Origin of the sequence: Vibrio sp. 10N.222.52.B7, from assembly GCF_041474275.1 — a bacterium.
Lineage (GTDB): Bacteria > Pseudomonadota > Gammaproteobacteria > Enterobacterales > Vibrionaceae > Vibrio > Vibrio crassostreae_C.
The window spans coordinates 166,794-186,580 of sequence record NZ_JBFRTU010000011.1 but is presented as its reverse complement, the minus strand read 5'-3'; the positions used below and the strand labels follow the sequence as shown (position 1 = coordinate 186,580).

The window sequence follows — 19,787 nt, the reverse complement described above, 5'->3', positions numbered from 1 at the left end:
ACTGTCAGAAGAAACGGAGTATTACTGACTAATATGTTTAAACGCGCTCGCTCAATTGCTTGCTTATGCATCGCAGCTACATTAAGCACCCCAACTATGGCGAATACCAATAGTTTGGAGCTACCAGATATCGGTACCGCTGCTGGCGGCACACTCACTATCGACCAAGAGCTTATCTATGGTGATGCCTACATGCGCATCATCAGAAGTAGCCAGCCTATCGTAAACGACCCAGTTCTAAATCTATATATTGATACTCTTGGCCATCGTCTGGTCGCGAACGCAAATGATGTAAAGACACCTTTCCAGTTCTTTATGATCCGTGACCGCAACATCAACGCCTTTGCTTTCTTTGGTGGTTATGTTGCTTTGCACTCAGGTCTATTCCTGCATGCACAATCTGAAAGTGAATTAGCTTCTGTATTAGCGCACGAAATCGCGCACGTAACCCAACGTCACTTAGCGCGTAGTATGGAAGACCAAGCGCGCCGCTCTCCAGCAACCATTGCAGCGCTAGCAGCCTCTGTATTACTGGCAATTGCAGCTCCTGAAGCCGGCATTGCAGCCCTAACGGCAACGACTGCGGGTAATATGCAAAGCCAAATCAACTACACCCGTAGTAATGAAAAAGAAGCCGACCGCTTTGGTATCAACACGCTAGCAAAAGCTGGGTTTGATGTGAATGCGATGCCACGTTTCTTTGGCCGTTTAGCTGATGAATATCGCTATGCGAGCACACCACCGCCAATGCTACTGACTCACCCATTACCAGAAGACCGAATTACCGATTCACGTGCTCGTGCTCGTAGTTACCCGCCACTGAAACTGGCTCCCTCTCTGGACTACCACCTAGCAAGAGCCCGCATTGTTGCGCGCTATGCTGGCATTAATAATGATGCTGCTCTTGATTGGTTTGAGCGTCAGCTAAAGAAAGCCCCTAAAGCTTTGGTTCCGTCATTAGAATATGGCCAAGCACTGGTTTACCTAGACTCTAAAAAATTAGACAAAGCAGAGCCCATCCTGAACAAGCTGATTAACAGCGATCCAACCAACCTATTTTATCTAGATGCTATTTCGGATCTGCACATCGAGAAGAAGCAGCCTGAGATTGCGATTAAAGAACTTAAATCGGCACTGGTTCGTCAACCAAACAACCCGGTTCTGACCATTAACTACGCCAACGCACTGATTGAAAATGAAGATCTTCAAGAAGCGGTTCGCGTATTGCAGCGTTACACGCACGATAACCCGAATGACACCAATGGCTGGCACTTACTTTCAAAAGTAAATACGAGCCTTGGTAATAGCGACGAAGAACTGGCTGCTCGTGCAGAAATTTTGGCACTGCAAGCCAACTGGAACAAAGCGATTCAGTACTACACGCAAGCAAGCCAAATCGCAGAATTAGGAAGCCTAAAACAAGCACGCTACGACGCTCGAATTGATCAGCTAATGATTCAACGAGAGCGCTTCTTGTCGCTACAATAGAGTGTTTACTGGTAACAGCTCGTTACCAGAATAAAAAGAAAGCTCAACGTTACACAAAAAAGAAGTCACCCCTGGTGGCTTCAGCTAAACAACTAAATCAAAAATAATAATGAGGAAGAACCATGTCTGTCGTGATTTATCATAACCCACGCTGCTCAAAGAGCCGTCAAACTCTAGAAGTGCTTCAGGAAAACGGCGTACAGCCAGAGGTCATCAAATACCTGGAGACTCCGTTAACAGTTGAACAGCTGAAAGTACTGTTCACTCAGCTTGGTTTTGACAGTGTTCGCGACATGATGCGCACCAAAGAAGCGGACTACAAAGAAGCAAACCTTGGCGATGCTTCAGTTACTGATGAAGATCTTTTCGCCGCGATGGCAACCAATCCAAAACTGTTTGAGCGCCCAGTCGTTGTCGCGAACAACAAAGCAAAAATTGGTCGTCCACCAGAGCAAGTGCTAGAGATTCTGTAATCCAATATGAGCATTAACATTCTTGTTCTTTATTACAGTCGCCACGGCAACACACAAGCTCTAGCAAGGCAGATTGCACGAGGGGTTGAATCCATCCCGAACTGCGAAGCTATGCTAAGGACGGTGAACGACGTGTACACAGTAGAAGAGCAGCCTGATTCGCGTTATCAACCAACCGATCCTATTGCCTCGTTACAAGAACTTCGATCTTGTGATGGTTTGGCGCTAGGCAGTCCGGTTTGGTTTGGTAACATGGCCGGGCCAATGAAGCACTTTTGGGATAGCACGACATCAATGTGGATCAATGGTGATCTCATCGATAAGCCAGGTTGTGTATTTACCTCTTCTTCATCATTGCATGGTGGTCAAGAGACAACACAACAAAGCATGATGTTGCCCCTGCTTCATCACGGCATGTTAGTCGTGGGCATCCCCTACTCAGAACCGGCGCTGCACACCACTCAAACTGGTGGTACGCCTTATGGTGCAAGCAGTACTGGAGAGAGCGCTTCACTTAGCAAAGAAGAGATTGAGTTGGCGCAAAACCTAGGTAAACGCCTAGCGCGCATCGCAATAAATCAGAAGGGAATTTCTCAATGATGTATATGCCAGAGAAGGCTATGTCTCCCAAAACCAAGCTATTTCGCTACCTTGCTTTAGCGGGCAACTTGTCGCTTTTATTCTGGGTGGTGGCTTGGCAGATGACGCTTTCACCGCACCCTCATCTCAGTAATGTCACACTGGCGATTGCTTGGGCTATCCCGCTGTTATTGCCATTACCGGGCATTTTAGCAGGAAAACCTTATACGCACGCATGGGCAAATTTCGTCTTGATGCTCTATTTCCTACACGCATTAACTATCTTGTATGTAGACGATGGTGAACGTTTATTAGCGGCTGTAGAACTGCTTCTGACGACTCTAGGTTTCGCGGGCAATATCTTATTTACTCGCTTTAGAGCCAAAGAGTTAGGCATCAAGTTGAAGCGTCTTTCTGAAGTAGAAAAGAGAGAAAAAGCTAAGTTCGAGCAATAATATTGAGCCCATGCTTTTAAACTGACCGCTTACAAACAAAAAGCCCTGCGAGATTGCTCTTGCAGGGCTTTTTTCAAGTTTTCATTTCAATCAGTCATGTCAGCTGACAATTATGAGCGAACCCACTCGTATACCAAGCTTGGCTTAGCATGTACTGGCGCAGTGATGGTTAGATCTTCTGTACTAGAATCCTCTAACGTTGCGTCAGGCGTATTCGTTAGCTCAGCATCCTCAGATACCTCGTTGCCCTTAATCACTTGTACGCCTGAGTCAGTTTCGTCACCAACGACTTCAGCAGCGTCTGTTGAATCATCACCTACAGACATTGTGTTGTCTTGAGTTTCAAATTCAGGGCTCACTTCAGGCTCAATGTAAGATTCTTCAACCTTCGCAACTTGGCGAATACTTGCTACTTCTTGCTCAAACTCTTGTTGAGTCGACAATAAGTGAATTCGGAAAGTGACTTCGTTGTTCTGAATCTTCAGAATATCTAGGCTTGCCACCGAGTTTAGACGCTTAAGTGCGTTCTCTAACTGGAAGAAGTCTTGAGCATTATTCAGGCTAATAAACTGCGTTAAAATCGATTCTGATGACTCACTCGCTACCGTCACAGCACTTTTGCCTGCGTAGTAGTTACTGATTTGGTCAACTAACTTCTTAGAAGTCGTGTCGCTGTTACCCGATAGTGAACCACTTACAGGCGATGTTGGTGCACTCGTCAATTGACTTGGCTTTTGATCGTATAGAGCCCAACGTAGGCCTGAAGATTGAGCCTTTATCACCAACACAGCATCAACAGGATAACGCTGACTCGCTTTACTGATTGGCGTAACAAAGCTACCCCACAAATCAGAAGTCGCAATACCCGTAATATCGTCAAAGTCACCCACAGGCAGCGTTAGAGGCAAGCCACGCTCTTTTGCGTTCGCTTGTAAGCTAGCTGCTAACTGTGAGTTAGAGTGTTCCCATACGATGTTCTTGTCGTAGTTGTCCTCTTCCACAAGCCAAACAAGGATGTTTGAACGCGTGTCAGGCCAGTAAGGTAACTGTGCTTGAGTCAACAGAGAACGGATTTGAGCACCGTTAAAACGCATACGCAATGTTGATTGGTCATTGCTTTCGCCAAAACTCATTTGAGACATGTACTGCGAACTCTTGCGCATCGCCTTTTGAATCGTCTCATTCGAAGCGACATCAGTTTGGCCAGTCGCACGTATCAATACCTGCTCCATACCTGTATTTCTTGCCACTTGTTCTGGCTGTTTGTCTTCAGCGTTAATCGCAACTTCAGCACTAAAAATATCTACTTGAGTTAAGGCATAACTCGGAGAGGCTAATAGTCCCATCAACAACAATGCTATGTAGCGCATACTGATCCTAATATTCAAATCTTGTGCCTAGATGATAAGCAACTATGGATTGAGGGGCAAGGTCGATAGCGCCCACTGTGTTTAATAACCACAAAATATCACCTGGCCATGATAAATCGCTCACTTATAAACTGAATTTCTAGGGCTTAGATGGATATAAAACATCACTAAGATAAATAAATTTGATCTATTTGGTGTAGCAATCGATTGCCAAGTGATAGAATCCCGCGAATTTTATTTTTCGCTTTTCATATAACGACCATTTTAAGGACATAACATGAAAAATGCTCTGCAAGGTGCGCAAATGCTGTTTGTAGCATTTGGTGCGCTTGTACTCGTGCCGCTACTAACAGGACTTGACCCCAACGTTGCACTCTTTGGCGCAGGTATCGGTACCCTTTTATTCCAACTTATTACACGCCGTTCAGTGCCAATCTTCTTAGCATCTTCTTTTGCATTCATCGCGCCTATCATGTTTGGTATTCAAACTTGGGGTGTCGGTGCAACCATGGGCGGCCTAATGGCGGCAGGTGTTGTGTATGTACTAATGGGCGCGTTAATTAAAGTTCGTGGCGTTGGCTTCATCCATAAACTGCTTCCACCAGTCGTTGTTGGCCCTGTGATCATGGTTATCGGTTTAGGTCTTGCACCTGTTGCAGTTAACATGGCGCTAGGTAAGACAGGCGATGGTGCGGTTCAGCTTGTTGATGCAGACGCTGCCCTGTGGATCTCTTCAATTTCACTGTTAGTGACGATTGTCATCAGTGTGTTTTCAAAAGGCTTCCTTAAGCTACTGCCAATCTTCGGTGGTATTGTTGCGGGTTACATCACCAGCTTGGTATACGGCGCGGTAGACTTCACTCCAGTAGCGCAAGCATCTTGGTTAGCACTGCCAAACTTCACAACGCCAGAGTTCAACATCAACGCTATCTTTTTTATGGTATTTGTCGCGATTGCACCTGCCGTTGAACACGTAGGTGATATGCTTGCGATATCTAACGTGACCGGTAAAGACTACCTTAAAAAACCAGGTTTACACCGCACTATTACTGGCGACGGTGTGGCAACAATTGCCGCTTCAATGCTGGGCGCGCCGCCAAACACTACGTACAGTGAAGTAACAGGCGCAGTAATGCTTACCAAAGCATTCAACCCTGTGATCATGACTTGGGCTGCAGTCACAGCCATCGTTCTTGCATTGGTTGGCAAGCTAGGCGCACTACTTCAAACGATTCCGGTTCCTGTAATGGGCGGAATCATGATTCTACTGTTTGGCTCTATCGCAACAGTGGGTCTTAACACGCTAATCAAAAACAATGTTGACCTACACAAATCACGTAACCTTGTGATTGTGGGCATTACTTTAGTCTTTGGTATTGGCGGCATGGCCTTTGGTATCGGTGACTTTAGCCTACAGGGCGTAAGCTTGTGCGGTATCGTTGCGATTCTACTTAACCTAGTACTTCCAGAAGAGCTAGGTGACAACACTGTGGTAGATAAAGCTCAAATCGATTAATGAGTCGGTAAGGCTAGATTCCAAAGAATCACAACCTAACAAGATCAAAAAAGGGAGAGCATCGAATGCTCTCCCTTTTTATTAATACCGTTAATTCAGCGAGTTAAGGAACTGTTTAGAGTCACTTAAGCTGAAACCGAATTACTTAGTACCGAAGATCTTATCGCCAGCATCGCCAAGACCAGGAACAATGTAGCCCTTGTCGTTTAGCTTCTCATCGATTGCAGCCGTGTAAAGCTCAACATCTGGGTGCGCTTTTTCTAGAGCAGCGATACCTTCAGGAGCAGCAACAAGCACAAGAATCTTAAAGTGCTTACAACCTTTCTCTTTCATCAGGTCGATAGTCGCGATCATAGAACCACCTGTCGCAAGCATTGGGTCTACCACTAGAGCAATACGCTCATCGATGTTAGATGCAAGCTTGTTGAAGTATGGTACTGGCTCAAGTGTTTCTTCGTCACGGTAGATACCAACAACGCTGATACGTGCACTTGGGATGTGCTCAAGAACGCCGTCCATCATGCCTAGACCAGCACGTAGGATTGGCACTACCGTTACTTTTTTACCTTTAATTTGGTCAACTTCTACTGGACCGTTCCAACCGTTAATCGTCACACGCTCAGTTTCAAAGTCTGATGTCGCTTCGTATGTTAGAAGGCTACCCACTTCTGTCGCTAGCTCACGAAAACGCTTAGTGCTAATCTCACCTTCACGCATCAGGCCAATTTTATGTTTTACTAGCGGGTGTTTCACTTCAACAACTTTCATTTCCAACTCCGGCAATATTTAAACAAACCTGTAGATTATACACGAACTCTAAGGTTATTTCAGAATCTTTATTCTAATAAAAAAAACCGCGCAAACGTTTGCTCTTCATATTCAAGCCCTGTTAGAATAGCGCCGTTTTCACATCCAACTTAAGTTCGAGGACTATCCCGTGAGTGGTAATACTTCTTCTCTAAGCTACAAAGACGCTGGTGTTGATATCGACGCAGGTAATGCACTAGTAGACCGTATTAAAGGTGCTGTTAAACGCACTCGTCGCCCTGAAGTAATGGGCGGTATTGGTGGCTTTGGCGCCCTATGTGAACTTCCAACGAAATACAAAGAGCCAGTACTTGTTTCAGGTACTGATGGTGTTGGTACTAAACTTCGCCTTGCTTTGGATCTGAAAAAACACGACACCATTGGTATCGACCTAGTGGCAATGTGTGTGAACGACCTAATCGTTCAAGGTGGTGAGCCTCTATTCTTCCTAGACTACTACGCAACAGGTAAGCTAGATGTAGACACAGCAGCAGACGTTGTTTCTGGCATCGCTGAAGGTTGTGTTCAAGCTGGTTGTGCACTTATCGGTGGTGAAACTGCTGAAATGCCAGGCATGTACGAAGGCGACGACTACGATGTAGCTGGCTTCTGTGTTGGTGTTGTAGAAAAAGCGGACATCATTGACGGCACTAAAGTAGCAGCAGGCGACGCACTTATCGCTGTTGGCTCAAGTGGTCCACACTCAAACGGTTACTCTTTAATTCGTAAAGTCCTAGAAGTTTCTGGTGCTGATAAGAGTGAAGAACTAGAAGGTCGCACTATCGGTGAGCACCTACTAGAACCAACTAAGATTTACATCAAATCGGCACTTAAGATGATTGCAGAGCATGACATTCATGCTATCTCACACATCACAGGTGGTGGTTTCTGGGAAAACATCCCACGCGTACTTCCTGAAGGTACTAAAGCAGTCATTGATGGCAAGAGCTGGGAATGGCCTGCTATCTTCAACTGGCTACAAGAGAAAGGTAACGTGGAGACATTCGAAATGTACCGCACTTTCAACTGTGGTGTAGGCCTAGTTGTTGCTCTACCTAAAGATCAAGCAGACGCTGCTGTTGAACTACTGAAAGCTGAAGGCGAAAACGCTTGGGTTATCGGTGAGATCGCAAACGCTGAAGCTGGCGAAGAGCAAGTTGAAATTAAATAAGTGATACGCTCACTTACTTAGTTAATCAATGAGGACCTAATGGTCCTCATTTTGCTATTTAGCCCGCAGAAAACCTTAGTTTATGTAGGTACATTGTAAACAATTCAGTTAATCAATCGTATGACCCACTCTATGAAAAACAATCACTCAAATAAAACCAGTCACTCTCAGAAAAACATCGTTGTGTTAGTTTCAGGAAGCGGAAGTAACTTACAGGCTATTTTAGATGCCTGCGATAGCGATATGATTGATGCATCGATTAAAGCTGTCTTCTCAAACAAAGCAGAGGCTTTTGGATTAGAACGAGCGAAAACCGCAGGTGTTGACGCTCATTCAGTGAATCCAAAAGACTTTGGTTCACGTGAAGAGTTTGACCATGAATTGATGGTTCAGATCGATGCTTACCAGCCAGATTTAATCGTACTCGCTGGCTACATGCGAATCCTGAGTTCAGAGTTTGTTCGTCACTATGCAGGGAAAATGGTCAACATCCACCCTTCTCTGTTACCGAAATACCCAGGCCTACACACCCACCAGCGTGCCATTGATGCGCAAGACAAAGAACACGGTACTAGCGTCCACTTTGTTACCGAGGAGCTCGATGGCGGCCCTGTGATCTTGCAAGCTAAGGTGCCGGTATTTGAAGATGATGATGCTGATATGTTGGCAAGCCGAGTGCTGACTCAAGAACACTGCATTTACCCTATGGTCTGCAAGTGGTTCGCGGAAGACCGTTTATCAATGGTCAATGGACAGGCTGTGTTAGACGGTAAAGCATTAGGTAAACACGGTTACGCAGAAGAGTAATTCGTCAAACGACTCTCAGACAACAAATTGCTGAAAAACAAAAAGGCCGCTTACTGACTGGTTAGTGCAGTAAGCGGCCTTTTTTATACGGTTCAAATAATACTATTCGGGATACTTAGCTCAGCTCAATGGTTCAGTTGGCGCTTGGCTTGCTACCTTCTTCGGCGCATAAGCGACATCTTCCAACGCTTGATGGTTATTGCCAATCAGCTCACCAAAATGAAACAGCGCATATTCGCCCGGCTTCATTCTAAACCACTCTTCATTGTCCGTAAGAGGTTGAGTTGCTACCACCGTCACCACATCATTTGGCGTAGTCTCTTCTTGGAAGTTTATCTCAACATCTTCATCAATCAGGCTCGCATTACCAAAAGGTGCGCGTCTGGTTATCCAGTACAAATGGTTAGTACAGTAAGTCATCACATACTCACCATCACTCAATAACATGTTAAATACGCCTTTCTCGCGTAGCTTGTCACAACACTCAGCCACGAAACGAAACATGCCTTCCATGTCTTGAGGTGGTTCAGGAAAACGTTCTTCTAGTTGTTTCAGTAGCCAACAAAAAGAGAGCTCACTGTCCGTTTCGCCGACAGGTCTAAAACGCCCACTCACCAGATCATCGTAATCTGATAATTGACCATTGTGAGCAAAGGTCCAATATCGCCCCCAAAGCTCACGGGTAAAAGGGTGTGTATTTTCTAGATTAACGCCACCACGGTTGGCTTGACGGATATGACTGACAACAGCTTGGCTTTTAATTGGGTAGTTTTGAACCAACTCAGCGATCTTAGATTCACAGCTCGGATTCGGATCTTTGAAGGTACGAAAACCCTTTCCCTCATAAAAGGTAATACCCCAGCCATCACGATGCGGGCCAGTGTTGCCTCCACGCTGCATAAGACCAGTAAAGCTAAAACAAATATCAGTTGGCACATTCGCGCTCATACCGAGCAATTCACACATGGTTTAATCTACTCCCTATTAAAACCAATGGAGCCAAAAAGCTGGGCTCCAAATGTCTGTAAAACTATTATTCCATCTCTTTTTCGACAAGCTGAATCACAATGTGGATGATCTTAATGTGAATCTCTTGGATGCGATCTGCGTAGCCAAAGTGTGGTACTCGGATTTCGATATCCGCACAACCCGCCATTTTACCGCCATCTTTACCCGTCAATGCAATCGTCTTCATGCCTTTCGCTTGAGCCGCTTCAATCGCTTTTAGAATATTGGCAGAGTTACCTGAAGTCGACAGACCGAACAACACATCACCTTTACGACCCACCGCTTCTACATAGCGAGAAAAGACATGGTCGTAACCAAAATCGTTACTTACACAAGACAGGTGGCTAGGGTCTGAAATCGCAATGCCAGCGTAGCCCGGGCGATTTTCACGGTATCGGCCTGTTAGCTCTTCCGCGAAGTGCATCGCATCACAGTGTGAGCCACCGTTACCACAAGAAAGCACTTTGCCTTCTTGTTTGAATGAGTCAGCAATCAGTTTTGCAGCCGCTTCAATTTGAGCAATGTTGTGATCATCACTCAAGAACTTGTTAAGAACGTCAGCAGCTTCGTTCAATTCACTTTTGATTAGGTCTTGGTACATAAGGCTTATCTCTTATATTTTTTTTACGCAACTTAAGGTACGTGAAATGAGAGCTGAGGGTTTTTCCCTCTTTTACCTGAGTTTACCCACAAACATGAAATAGTGTCGACACTTAAGCCCAAAGATTGCCACCTTAATTAACTTGTCGTTGTAAATCCGTCCAAATATTCGCCACCAACCTCTCACAATTAGAATTTTAACTCTATTGAGATCACTTTTTACTCACCTTGGAGTTTTACAAATATTTAATATTTTGTTTACACTTAACTGGTTAGACCTCTTACCTAAAACTTAATAACAATAAGTGATCTCTGAAAAGGAAATCGATCATGAACATATTGCTCTCCCTACTCGGCATGACCGCCATCTTAGGCGTCTGTCTTTACCATAGAGTTAGTCTGGTACGTGCATTAGTTGTATTAACCGGCGCAATGGTAGCATTAACACTGCTTGGCGGCGTGGCTGTTACCGGCTGGCTTTGCTATCTATTAGCCGTTGCGATCTTTGCTGTACCGACCATTCGTCAGACACTGATCAGCCAAAAAGCACTCTCTTTATTTAAGAAAGTTCTACCGGCGATGTCTCAGACAGAAAAAGAAGCACTAGAAGCCGGCACAGTATGGTGGGAAGCAGAGCTGTTCAAAGGCAAACCTGAATGGAAGAAACTTCAGAACATTGCTGACCCGAAACTCTCTGAAGCTGAGCAAGCGTTTTTAGATGGTCCAGTAAATATCGTGTGTGAAATGGTCAATGATTACCAAGTCACTCATGAGCTTGCTGATTTGCCACCAGAAGTATGGCAATACCTGAAAGACCATAAATTCTTCGCCATGATCATCAAGAAAAAATACGGCGGCTTAGAGTTCTCAGCTTACGCTCAATCTTTGGTTCTACAGAAGCTAACAGGCGTTTCTAGTGTATTGTCATCGACAGTTGGCGTACCTAACTCATTAGGCCCTGGTGAGCTTTTACAACACTACGGTACAGAAGAACAAAGAAACCACTACCTGCCTCGCCTAGCGGAAGGTAAAGAGATCCCTTGTTTCGCACTAACTAGCCCAGAAGCTGGCTCAGACGCTGGCTCTATTCCAGATTACGGTGTGGTTTGTAAAGGCGACTGGCAAGGCGAAGAAGTACTCGGCATGCGCCTAACTTGGAACAAGCGTTACATCACTCTCGCGCCTGTCGCGACGGTATTAGGCTTAGCTTTTAAACTTCGTGACCCGGATGGCCTGCTTGGTGATCAAAAAGATCTTGGTATCACTTGTGCGCTTATCCCAACGGATTTAAAAGGCGTAGAGATTGGCAACCGCCACTTCCCACTAAACGTACCTTTCCAAAATGGCCCGACGCAAGGCGACGATATCTTCGTGCCTATCGATTTCATCATTGGCGGTCAGAAAATGGCCGGTCAAGGCTGGCGTATGCTGGTTGAGTGCCTGTCGGTTGGTCGTGGTATCACACTGCCTTCAAATTCAACTGGTGGCATCAAGTCTGCCGCGCTTGCAACTGGCGCTTACGCTCGTATCCGCCGTCAGTTCAAACAGCCTATTGGCCGCATGGAAGGGGTTGAAGAGCCACTTGCACGCCTTGCAGGTAACGCTTATGTAATGGACGCTGCAAGTAACCTAACCGTTGCGGGCATCGACCTTGGTGAAAAGCCTTCGGTTATCTCTGCAATCGTTAAGTACCACTGTACTCACCGTGGCCAGCGCAGCATCATTGATGCGATGGATATCGTCGGTGGTAAAGGCATTTGTTTAGGCCCATCGAACTTCCTAGCTCGTGGCTACCAAGGCTCGCCTATCGCGATTACGGTTGAAGGCGCAAACATCCTGACTCGTTCAATGATCATCTATGGTCAAGGTGCGATTCGCTGTCACCCTTACGTACTGAACGAAATGGAAGCGGCTTATTCTGAAAGCAGCGATGCGCTTGATAAGTTTGATTCAGCGTTAGCAGGGCACGTTAGCTTTACGATGAGCAACCTAGTCCGCAGCTTGTGGTTTGGTTTAACCGATGGTCGTGGTTCTGATGCGCCAACACCTTCAAATAAAACAGATAAACAGACACAGCGTTACTACCAACAGCTAAACCGCTACAGTGCAAACCTAGCGCTACTGTCTGATATTTCAATGGCAGTTCTAGGCGGATCACTGAAGCGTAGAGAACGTTTATCAGCAAGACTGGGTGATATCTTAAGTCAACTTTACCTCGGTTCAGCAACGTTGAAGCGCTTTGAAAGTGAAGGCAGCCACGCTGAAGATCTACCGTTAGTACATTGGGGGATGCAAGATAGCTTACGTCAGACTGAAGTGGCGATTGATGAATTCTTAGCGAACTTCCCTAACCCTGTGATTGGTCGTCTGCTTCGTGTTGTGCTAATGCCATTTGGTCGTATCCGTCGTGCTCCAAACGACAAGCTCGATAGCAAAGTTGCGCACATTCTACAAACACCAAGCGAAACACGCTCTCGTATAGGTCGCGGCCAATACCTAGAAGCGACGGAATACAACCCAGTAGGTAAGATTGAAAAAGCGCTAGAAGTGATTCTTCAAGCTGAACCTCTGTTCGACAAAGTCTGCAAAGAGACACATCAAAAACGTGCCTTCTTACGACTTGATCTTGTTGCTCAGTTGGGACTTGAGAAAGGTATCTTAACGCAAGACGAAGCAAATCTTCTGATTAGCGCTGAGGAACATAGACTGTACACGATTAACGTGGATGACTTCTCACCAGAGGAGCTTGCAGCAAAATCTCAGTACCCAGACCAATCGATTGATAACGTCGCTTAAGGCCAGAAAAAGAAACAAAAACGGGACTACTATGAGTCCCGTTTTTTTGTTCATGATTTCGTTGCCACAAATTCCAATGCTTTATCTAGCAGCTTATTCTCTCTAGACAATCTAATCATCTAAGCGAGTTACTTGGGCGCCTTGAGCTGCATCTCAGGTAACGCTTTTTTCTTCGCCTTGACCTTACGAACCACAAACCAAATCAATAAGCCCAATAGAATAGCGACCACATTACCCACCGCAATAATGATCATACTGCGCTGTCTGTCATCTTCACGTTTTTGAAGGATCATCAACTCTGTTGCGATACGCTTCTGTTCAGCAAGAGCTTCTTCTTGAAGACGTCGTGACTCTGCTAAGTCGATATCTTCAACAACGCTGTACGACTGCTCGGTAATTGGAAAAATCAGCGGGCGCTGACTTGAAGCATCAGTGGCATAAACCATCCCTGACCAATTATAAATTCCTAAATCGCCATTATAAGGCACCTCTAAAGCGACTTTCATTGCGTCGACTTCAGCTTGCCCCTGCTTGTACATCACATATTCATCAGAAGCCTTGTGCTCAACATGAACCGCTAACGAGCTCGGTGCGATCATCCCCTGTTCACCAGACACCACAATAGTATGAGGTAAACCCTCTTTTCGTGATTGAATGAAGGTGCTAGTGATCGGTGTTGGGTAAACCAAGACTTCTTGCTCTTGCGCTCGCAGGAACACGCCATTACCAGAGGTAATACGCGCTCGGTATTTACCGGGCTCGATATCAATTGGCAAAGAGACAGTGAACACACCATCTCCGGCCTTTTCATCAAGATCAGCGCCATCATCGGCAAACTCGCCCATCACAACCGGCACCGGGCGCGCTTCTCTCACCAAAGACTCTTCGTTTTCAACAAACTTAGTAAAGGTAACCTTAAGCTTCACGCGATCGAGAAAATCGCGCAGCACCAGCGGCTTGCCATCAGAAGTCAGTCGAGCGGTAAATTTGATGCGCTCTGTTTGATACAACTTATCTGGGAACTCATTAGCATCCAAAACAAGATGAGACAGCAGCTTGATATTGTTCTTAGGGGAAACTTTACCTATCGCTTGCCAAGGGCCGGGCATCGGATTGTCGATAGAGATAATGTCCATGGACGATTCTTCGTACCAACGGACATTATCAGCATTGCGCCAAGAGTAGTATTTCTTGCCATCAGGGCGAACCAAAACGACAGGTTTAGAGTTATCGGCTCGATAAATCACAAAGGTGACTTGTTCAATACTGGGATCAACTCTAAAACGGTTGTCCAATAAACTCATAACGGATTCTGTTGCTGCATGTAAGCCAAAACTTAACAGCAATAAGCAACCGGTAGCCAATACCCTTAACATACTTTCTCCCTACTGACGCCAGAGGCAGCTTCCGCTTTTCTCGACGAGATCTAAACGACTTTGATGCGCTTCTACTTCATCGGCCGTAGCTCGTAAAACCTTTAGGGATTTTCGACCACTTTCTACTCTTCGTATGCTTTCGGCTTCGCCTTCCTGTTGACCAGCGTTAAATTGCAGCGAAGTTTGACCACCCGTCATCAATAAGTAGACGTCGGCTAGGATCTCCGCATCGAGCAATGCGCCGTGGAGAGTACGGTGCGAGTTATCGATACCGTAACGGTCACATAAGATATCTAGGTTGTTTCTTTTACCTGGGAATATCTTCTTCGCCATTGCCAAGGTATCGGTAACTTTACAGTAGTCATCCGTTTTACCTATCGCTGGGTTGAGCTTCTCAAACTCATAGTCCATGAAGCCCGTATCGAAGGGCGCGTTATGAGCCACCAGCTCCGCACCTTTGATAAAGTCGAGAAACTCTTTATGAATGTCTTGGTATTCAGGCTTATCAATCAAGAATTCATCGGTAATACCGTGAACGCCAATCGCCTCTTCTTGAATCGCACGATCGGGCTTGATGTAGACGTGGAAATGACGCCCGGTCAGCCTACGGTTGATGATCTCTACTGCACCAATTTCAACGATGCGGTGACCCATATAGTGAGGGCCACCTTCTGTATTCATACCGGTGGTTTCGGTATCGAGTACAACAATGCGCTTATTTTCGTTCGAACTGTTTTTTTCGTTCGTGCTTTGTTCTGGAGTGCTACTGGTATTCATAAGGATAACTGTGTCAGACTATGCCGATAATGTGCTTGAGGTAATAGTATCAAATCATGACGAAACAAGTTGAAATTTTCACTGATGGTTCTTGTTTAGGCAACCCTGGTCCCGGCGGCTATGGCATCGTACTTCGCTACAAAAAAGTCGAGAAGACGCTAGCAGAAGGTTTCACGCTAACAACCAATAACCGTATGGAAATGCTCGCCGCTGTCGTTGCTCTCCAAGCCCTCAAAGAACCTTGCTCTGTGATTCTGACCACAGATAGCCAATACGTGCGTCAAGGCATCACACAGTGGATTCATAACTGGAAAAAGCGTGACTGGAAAACAGCCGACAAGAAACCGGTTAAAAATGCCGATCTGTGGCAAAGGCTCGATAAAGAAACCGCTCGCCATAACGTTGATTGGCGCTGGGTAAAAGGACACGCCGGACACAGAGAAAACGAAATGTGTGATGATTTAGCGCGAAATGCAGCGGAGAATCCGACTCTAGAAGATACGGGCTATCAACCAAGCTAATCGTCTTTTTAATTAGACGCACATTTCAGAAAGCGATTTATAATTTCTTAAACTAATTGACAATTTCTCAATCGAATTGATAGATGAAAAGCCGACAACTAATCGGCTTTTTCTGTTTTTAGCGGATATGACGCTTTGGCTGAATCCATTGTACGGCGCGTATTGGTTCTAAAACTTGCCCCAACAGGCGAGAAACGTCGCTTAAGGTGCCAATGTGGTTTGATGGGTTTTAGCGGGTAAGTACGCTTACGAGCAACAATAAAGTATTGGCTTCCGGCGAAGGATGCACAACCACCTAAGCTGTTCTCCAACCACGTCCACATCGCTTGATACTTACTCATCGGAAACAGCGCGTAGGTGTCACAATGAATTACTTCATAGTTAAGTACACCTAACCAGTCTTTAATTCGACTTGGCGTGTACATACGCCCACTCCAAGGCAAGCTGTTCTTTCGCCAAGGCATCAAACTGGCAAGCCCAGTGACACTGATTGGGTTGAAGCCCGTGATAATGATATAGCCATCGTCCATCATCACTCGATCGACTTCTCTCAATAAGCGATGCGGGTCATTGCTATAATCTAGCTGATGACTCAGTACTACAACATCAAAGCTTTTCTCCAAAAAGGGTAAATTATAGCCATCCGCTATCACATTATGTAATGGGTTCTGGATATCTAGGTTTACTTGATGTTGAATGTTGCATGTGCAGCTAGAAATCTCACTACTGAGGCCACCGAGCTTGAGCATATGGTAACCAAATAGCTTTGGGCACCACTCATCGAGTCGAGTTTGAATAGATTCTCTCAACCAGTCCCCATTGTGCAATTGCGCCCAAGTGTAAGGACGTTCAAACTTCTTTCTGCTACGTGCTGGCTTCATCAATAATCTGTCTCACTTATTCTGTCGCACTAATAGTGACTGGAGAACCAATAATGTTACATATCAAAAGCATACCTGCATTTAACGACAATTACATCTGGCTGATTCAAAATAGCGATCGCCGTTGTGCTGTCGTCGACCCTGGTGATGCGGCTCCAGTATTAGAGTACTTGGCACACCATGAGCTAACTTTAGATGCAATCTTGATTACACACCACCACCACGATCACATTGGTGGTGTTCCAGAACTCGTTAGACAATTTCCCGGCGTGGATGTTGTCGGTCCAAGGAATGAACCTATCCCTACCTTAACTCATCCGGTCGATGATGGTGATCAATTAGAACTGTTTGGCGAAGTATTCCTCGTCCTAGGGCTCAGTGGCCATACTGCGGGTCATATTGGTTATGTGGGCGATGCCAAACTGTTTTGTGGTGATGTGTTGTTCTCTGCGGGCTGTGGCCGAATCATGGAAGGCACACCACAACAGATGTTCGATGCACTGAATAAGATCACGGCTCTGCCTCAAGAAACCGAAGTTTATTGTGCACATGAGTACACTGCAGCCAATATCGCTTTCGCATTAGCCGTAGAGCCTGATAACCAACATTTGCAGCAATATCGCGACCAAGTGAACCGACTTCGCGCTCAAAATAAGTCGACCATCCCCACAAATTTGAGACAAGAGAAGTTTGTGAACCCCTTCCTGCGCTATACCGAGCCAAGTGTAGTGAAATCAGTGTCTAATCGCACCGAGCAGACCGATCCTTTATCGGTATTCACCGCTTTACGTGCGTGGAAGAACGAATTTTAACAAATACAGACTTGTCACTCATAGGGGGTGGCAAGTATTATCATCGGCCGTTAATTAAAAAGGCTGTAACATGCGAGTTAAGTACAGCTGGGCTTTGGTATTACTACTTTCTGGTTGCCAATTAACTCAGTCAGAGAATCCAGACCAAGCTTCCGAGCAAACCAACACATCTCCTACTAAAGAAGTTTCTCAAGCGAACGTTTCATCAGAAGCAACAGCCAAAGAAGATCAAAAAGTTGAAGCACCTGTCGTTACTCCACAAACACAAGAAGATGTTTGGAAACGCATTGCGATGCAACTTGAAATGGAAGTGCCAGACCAAAAGAAGGTCGACTACTACCGAACTTGGTATCTCAAGCACCCGAGTCATCTAAAAACAGTATCAAAGCGTGCTGAACCTTTCTTGTATCTGATCACGACTAAGATTGAAGAAAAAGGCTTACCACTAGAATTGGCACTACTACCCGTTGTAGAAAGCTCTTTCGATGCGTTTGCCTACTCTCATGGCAGTGCTGCTGGTCTATGGCAATTCATTTCAGGCACTGGCAAAGACTACGGGCTTGAACAGAACTTTTGGTATGACGGCCGCCGCGATGTTGCCGCCTCTACCGACGCCGCATTGGACTTCCTCTCAGATCTTAACCGACGTTTCGATGGCGACTGGAATCATGCGATTGCTGCCTATAACAGTGGTGGTGGTCGAGTAAACAGCGCAATCCGCAAGAACAAGAAGCTTGGCAAGCCAATCGACTTTTTCTCTTTGGACTTACCAAAAGAGACCAGCAGCTATGTACCTAAACTGCTTGCTCTAGCAGATGTCATTGCCAACCAAGAAAAGTATGGCATCGATATTCCGGCGATCCCGAATAAGCCAGTGCTGACTCTGGTTAACCCTGAAGAACAGCTTGATTTAGCCATTGCTGCGAACTACGCAGGCATTCCTGTCAAAGAACTTCAAGGTTACAACCCGGCTTACAACCAATGGGCAACGGCACCAGAGAAACACCAACAACTATTACTTCCTTTAGATTCAGTTGAGAAATTCAACAAAGAAGTCGCTGCCAATAAAGGCAAAGGCATGAAGTTGGTGCGTTACAAGGTTCAATCTGGTGACAGCATTAGCGTACTGGCAAGCAAATATAACACCACCAGCAAAGTGATCCGCTCTGCAAACGGTTTGAGCAACAACAATATTCGTATTGGCCAGCACTTACTTATCCCAACATCCACCAAAGACGACAAGACATACGCCCTAAGCGCCTCAAACCGCCTAGCAAGCACACAGTCGAAGAGTCGTGGTCAATATAAGCTCAGCCATACTGTAAGAAGTGGTGACAGCCTATGGACGATTGCACGCGCAAATAAGGTCTCTCATCAATCACTGGCTAAGTGGAATGGCATGGGACCACGCGACACGCTTAGAGTTGGTCAAGAACTGGTCATTTGGAAGAACGGCTCAGACGGCGCCATCATCCGTACGATCTTTTATAACGTAAGATCAGGTGACACAGTCAGCGGTATTGCATCAAAGTTCAAAGTAAAAAGTACAGATGTTGTAAAATGGAACACTTTGCAGAACAAAAAATACCTACAGCCAGGACAAAAACTGAAGCTGTATGTTGATGTAACTAAGGTAAGTGTATGAACCCGTCAAGTAACCCACTCGTCATGCTGTTGGATATATTCCGTTCGCCAACAGCTTGTTTCTTAGCGCTTTATCAACGAAGTGCTTGGGGATGGCAACCCTACGTCGTATTAATGCTCAGCCCATTTTTGTTTTGGGGTGCTTATTTTTCGAATGTAGATTTTGCATGGTTAAGTGCGGAGCTCTCGCAGCAACTGGCTCAAACGAACCCTGACCAATTGGCGTTACTTGACAGCAATACCTTACTCGCAAGTGAAATCATCAGCGACGTATTTGGCCGAACATTAACCATCGTTCTATTGGCATTCTGGTTTAACCTAGCAACCAAGCCAAGCCAACATCAGCACAGCTTTTGGCGATGGTTTGCAGCGGCATCGGTTGTTATATTCCCAGCTGTTTTAGGTGATGTAGCAAGCTACGCAAGCCTGATACTCAAGCATGGACATGTGATGAACTACGCTGCCGACTTGAACAGCTTAAATGGCTTGATCAAGTTACCGCTAACTAATGATTGGTCACAGTTTGCTAGCTCATTACCACTGCTTCTGCCATGGTACATCGTGCTAGGTTATGCTGCGGTATTAACGTGGACTGAGTTTGAACGCGGGCAAGCGCTTGTGATTTCAGGCTTACCATGGGTTGGCTACTACCTAATCTGGGCGCTCTACATTTTAATCTTTTAAGTAGAAGAGATAAGGCTAGCGA

At 45.6% G+C, this 19,787-nt stretch carries 19 protein-coding genes; 12 read left to right on the top strand and 7 right to left on the bottom strand.

Translation table 11 applies throughout. From position 1 onward, the window contains the following. The first annotated feature begins 33 nt into the window (after positions 1-33). The 4 genes from AB4512_RS04915 to AB4512_RS04900 all read left to right on the top strand — a co-directional run bounded on the left by AB4512_RS04915 (position 34) and on the right by AB4512_RS04900 (position 2,995). Entirely contained in the window at positions 34-1,488 is a 1,455-nt protein-coding gene (locus tag AB4512_RS04915) for a M48 family metallopeptidase (RefSeq protein ID WP_017060710.1), read from the top strand. A 122-nt stretch (positions 1,489-1,610) separates the two neighbouring features. Further along, the gene (arsC, locus tag AB4512_RS04910; RefSeq protein ID WP_017060711.1) at positions 1,611-1,961 is read left to right on the top strand and encodes an arsenate reductase (glutaredoxin); all 351 of its coding nucleotides are present in this window, start codon (positions 1,611-1,613) and stop codon (positions 1,959-1,961) included. 6 nt (positions 1,962-1,967) lie between these two features. Further along, a complete protein-coding gene (gene wrbA, locus AB4512_RS04905; RefSeq protein ID WP_017060712.1) occupies positions 1,968-2,561 on the top strand; it encodes an NAD(P)H:quinone oxidoreductase in 594 nt (197 codons plus the stop codon). Next, positions 2,558-2,995 carry a DUF2069 domain-containing protein gene (locus tag AB4512_RS04900; protein ID WP_017060713.1) on the top strand — a complete coding sequence of 146 codons (438 nt, stop codon included), beginning with the start codon at positions 2,558-2,560 and terminating at the stop codon, positions 2,993-2,995. Before wrbA ends, AB4512_RS04900 begins: the two co-directional genes overlap by 4 nt. A gap of 110 nt (positions 2,996-3,105) precedes the next feature. Here the strand turns inward: AB4512_RS04900 and AB4512_RS04895 are convergent, their stop codons facing one another. Next, positions 3,106-4,365, bottom strand: coding sequence for a DUF2066 domain-containing protein (locus tag AB4512_RS04895; protein WP_017060714.1), 1,260 nt, complete (start codon positions 4,363-4,365; stop codon positions 3,106-3,108). 277 nt (positions 4,366-4,642) lie between these two features. Between AB4512_RS04895 and AB4512_RS04890 the strand changes: the two genes are divergently transcribed. Then, complete coding sequence (locus tag AB4512_RS04890; protein WP_017060715.1) at positions 4,643-5,881, top strand: uracil-xanthine permease family protein; 1,239 nt, start codon at positions 4,643-4,645, stop codon at positions 5,879-5,881. Between the two features lie 141 nt (positions 5,882-6,022). Here AB4512_RS04890 and upp read toward each other — a convergent pair whose 3' ends face one another. Continuing rightward, on the bottom strand, positions 6,023-6,649 hold the full coding sequence (gene upp / locus AB4512_RS04885; RefSeq protein WP_017060716.1) for a uracil phosphoribosyltransferase: 627 nt from the start codon (positions 6,647-6,649) through the stop codon (positions 6,023-6,025). 169 nt (positions 6,650-6,818) lie between these two features. Between upp and purM the strand changes: the two genes are divergently transcribed. Beyond that, a complete protein-coding gene (gene purM / locus AB4512_RS04880; RefSeq protein ID WP_008222945.1) occupies positions 6,819-7,859 on the top strand; it encodes a phosphoribosylformylglycinamidine cyclo-ligase in 1,041 nt (346 codons plus the stop codon). 132 nt (positions 7,860-7,991) lie between these two features. After that, the gene (gene purN / locus AB4512_RS04875) at positions 7,992-8,666 is read left to right on the top strand and encodes a phosphoribosylglycinamide formyltransferase (RefSeq protein ID WP_372112393.1); all 675 of its coding nucleotides are present in this window, start codon (positions 7,992-7,994) and stop codon (positions 8,664-8,666) included. Positions 8,667-8,786: 120 nt separating this feature from the next. Here purN and AB4512_RS04870 read toward each other — a convergent pair whose 3' ends face one another. Next, the gene (locus tag AB4512_RS04870) at positions 8,787-9,632 is read right to left on the bottom strand and encodes a class II glutamine amidotransferase (RefSeq protein WP_372112394.1); all 846 of its coding nucleotides are present in this window, start codon (positions 9,630-9,632) and stop codon (positions 8,787-8,789) included. A 67-nt stretch (positions 9,633-9,699) separates the two neighbouring features. After that, positions 9,700-10,275, bottom strand: coding sequence for a D-sedoheptulose 7-phosphate isomerase (gene lpcA, locus AB4512_RS04865; protein WP_017063379.1), 576 nt, complete (start codon positions 10,273-10,275; stop codon positions 9,700-9,702). Positions 10,276-10,604: 329 nt separating this feature from the next. Here lpcA and fadE point away from each other — a divergent pair, with 329 nt between their 5' ends. Continuing rightward, positions 10,605-13,070, top strand: a complete 2,466-nt coding sequence (gene fadE / locus AB4512_RS04860) for an acyl-CoA dehydrogenase FadE (protein WP_029235127.1) — start codon at positions 10,605-10,607, stop codon at positions 13,068-13,070. A gap of 128 nt (positions 13,071-13,198) precedes the next feature. Here the strand turns inward: fadE and AB4512_RS04855 are convergent, their stop codons facing one another. Both AB4512_RS04855 and dnaQ read right to left on the bottom strand, forming a co-directional pair. Then, a complete protein-coding gene (locus AB4512_RS04855; RefSeq protein ID WP_065583988.1) occupies positions 13,199-14,446 on the bottom strand; it encodes a TIGR03503 family protein in 1,248 nt (415 codons plus the stop codon). Positions 14,447-14,455: 9 nt separating this feature from the next. Further along, a complete protein-coding gene (gene dnaQ / locus AB4512_RS04850; RefSeq protein ID WP_017060722.1) occupies positions 14,456-15,223 on the bottom strand; it encodes a DNA polymerase III subunit epsilon in 768 nt (255 codons plus the stop codon). A 56-nt stretch (positions 15,224-15,279) separates the two neighbouring features. On the opposite strand from dnaQ, the gene rnhA reads away from it, so the two are divergent. Continuing rightward, on the top strand, positions 15,280-15,744 hold the full coding sequence (gene rnhA, locus AB4512_RS04845; protein WP_065583989.1) for a ribonuclease HI: 465 nt from the start codon (positions 15,280-15,282) through the stop codon (positions 15,742-15,744). 98 nt (positions 15,745-15,842) lie between these two features. Here the strand turns inward: rnhA and AB4512_RS04840 are convergent, their stop codons facing one another. Continuing rightward, positions 15,843-16,625 carry a class I SAM-dependent methyltransferase gene (locus AB4512_RS04840; protein ID WP_017060724.1) on the bottom strand — a complete coding sequence of 261 codons (783 nt, stop codon included), beginning with the start codon at positions 16,623-16,625 and terminating at the stop codon, positions 15,843-15,845. A gap of 53 nt (positions 16,626-16,678) precedes the next feature. Between AB4512_RS04840 and gloB the strand changes: the two genes are divergently transcribed. The 3 genes from gloB (at position 16,679) to AB4512_RS04825 (ending at position 19,765) form a co-directional block, all read left to right on the top strand. After that, positions 16,679-17,437 carry a hydroxyacylglutathione hydrolase gene (gloB, locus tag AB4512_RS04835; protein ID WP_017060725.1) on the top strand — a complete coding sequence of 253 codons (759 nt, stop codon included), beginning with the start codon at positions 16,679-16,681 and terminating at the stop codon, positions 17,435-17,437. Between the two features lie 70 nt (positions 17,438-17,507). After that, positions 17,508-19,082: a LysM peptidoglycan-binding domain-containing protein gene (locus AB4512_RS04830; protein ID WP_017063374.1), complete on the top strand. Its 1,575-nt coding sequence runs from the start codon at positions 17,508-17,510 to the stop codon at positions 19,080-19,082. Beyond that, on the top strand, positions 19,079-19,765 hold the full coding sequence (locus AB4512_RS04825; RefSeq protein ID WP_017060727.1) for a YIP1 family protein: 687 nt from the start codon (positions 19,079-19,081) through the stop codon (positions 19,763-19,765). Before AB4512_RS04830 ends, AB4512_RS04825 begins: the two co-directional genes overlap by 4 nt. The last annotated feature ends 22 nt before the right edge of the window (positions 19,766-19,787 follow it).

Bases quoted from the DNA above. Each gene is read 5' to 3' on its own strand.
- AB4512_RS04915 (WP_017060710.1), top strand. From the start codon at position 34: ATGTTTAAACGCGCTCGCTCAATTGCTTGCTTATGCATCGCAGCTACA.
- arsC (WP_017060711.1), top strand. From the start codon at position 1,611: ATGTCTGTCGTGATTTATCATAACCCACGCTGCTCAAAGAGCCGTCAA.
- wrbA (WP_017060712.1), top strand. From the start codon at position 1,968: ATGAGCATTAACATTCTTGTTCTTTATTACAGTCGCCACGGCAACACA.
- AB4512_RS04900 (WP_017060713.1), top strand. From the start codon at position 2,558: ATGATGTATATGCCAGAGAAGGCTATGTCTCCCAAAACCAAGCTATTT.
- AB4512_RS04895 (WP_017060714.1), bottom strand. From the start codon at position 4,365: ATGCGCTACATAGCATTGTTGTTGATGGGACTATTAGCCTCTCCGAGT.
- AB4512_RS04890 (WP_017060715.1), top strand. From the start codon at position 4,643: ATGAAAAATGCTCTGCAAGGTGCGCAAATGCTGTTTGTAGCATTTGGT.
- upp (WP_017060716.1), bottom strand. From the start codon at position 6,649: ATGAAAGTTGTTGAAGTGAAACACCCGCTAGTAAAACATAAAATTGGC.
- purN (WP_372112393.1), top strand. From the start codon at position 7,992: ATGAAAAACAATCACTCAAATAAAACCAGTCACTCTCAGAAAAACATC.
- AB4512_RS04870 (WP_372112394.1), bottom strand. From the start codon at position 9,632: ATGTGTGAATTGCTCGGTATGAGCGCGAATGTGCCAACTGATATTTGT.
- lpcA (WP_017063379.1), bottom strand. From the start codon at position 10,275: ATGTACCAAGACCTAATCAAAAGTGAATTGAACGAAGCTGCTGACGTT.
- fadE (WP_029235127.1), top strand. From the start codon at position 10,605: ATGAACATATTGCTCTCCCTACTCGGCATGACCGCCATCTTAGGCGTC.
- AB4512_RS04855 (WP_065583988.1), bottom strand. From the start codon at position 14,446: ATGTTAAGGGTATTGGCTACCGGTTGCTTATTGCTGTTAAGTTTTGGC.
- dnaQ (WP_017060722.1), bottom strand. From the start codon at position 15,223: ATGAATACCAGTAGCACTCCAGAACAAAGCACGAACGAAAAAAACAGT.
- rnhA (WP_065583989.1), top strand. From the start codon at position 15,280: ATGACGAAACAAGTTGAAATTTTCACTGATGGTTCTTGTTTAGGCAAC.
- AB4512_RS04840 (WP_017060724.1), bottom strand. From the start codon at position 16,625: ATGAAGCCAGCACGTAGCAGAAAGAAGTTTGAACGTCCTTACACTTGG.
- gloB (WP_017060725.1), top strand. From the start codon at position 16,679: ATGTTACATATCAAAAGCATACCTGCATTTAACGACAATTACATCTGG.
- AB4512_RS04830 (WP_017063374.1), top strand. From the start codon at position 17,508: ATGCGAGTTAAGTACAGCTGGGCTTTGGTATTACTACTTTCTGGTTGC.
- AB4512_RS04825 (WP_017060727.1), top strand. From the start codon at position 19,079: ATGAACCCGTCAAGTAACCCACTCGTCATGCTGTTGGATATATTCCGT.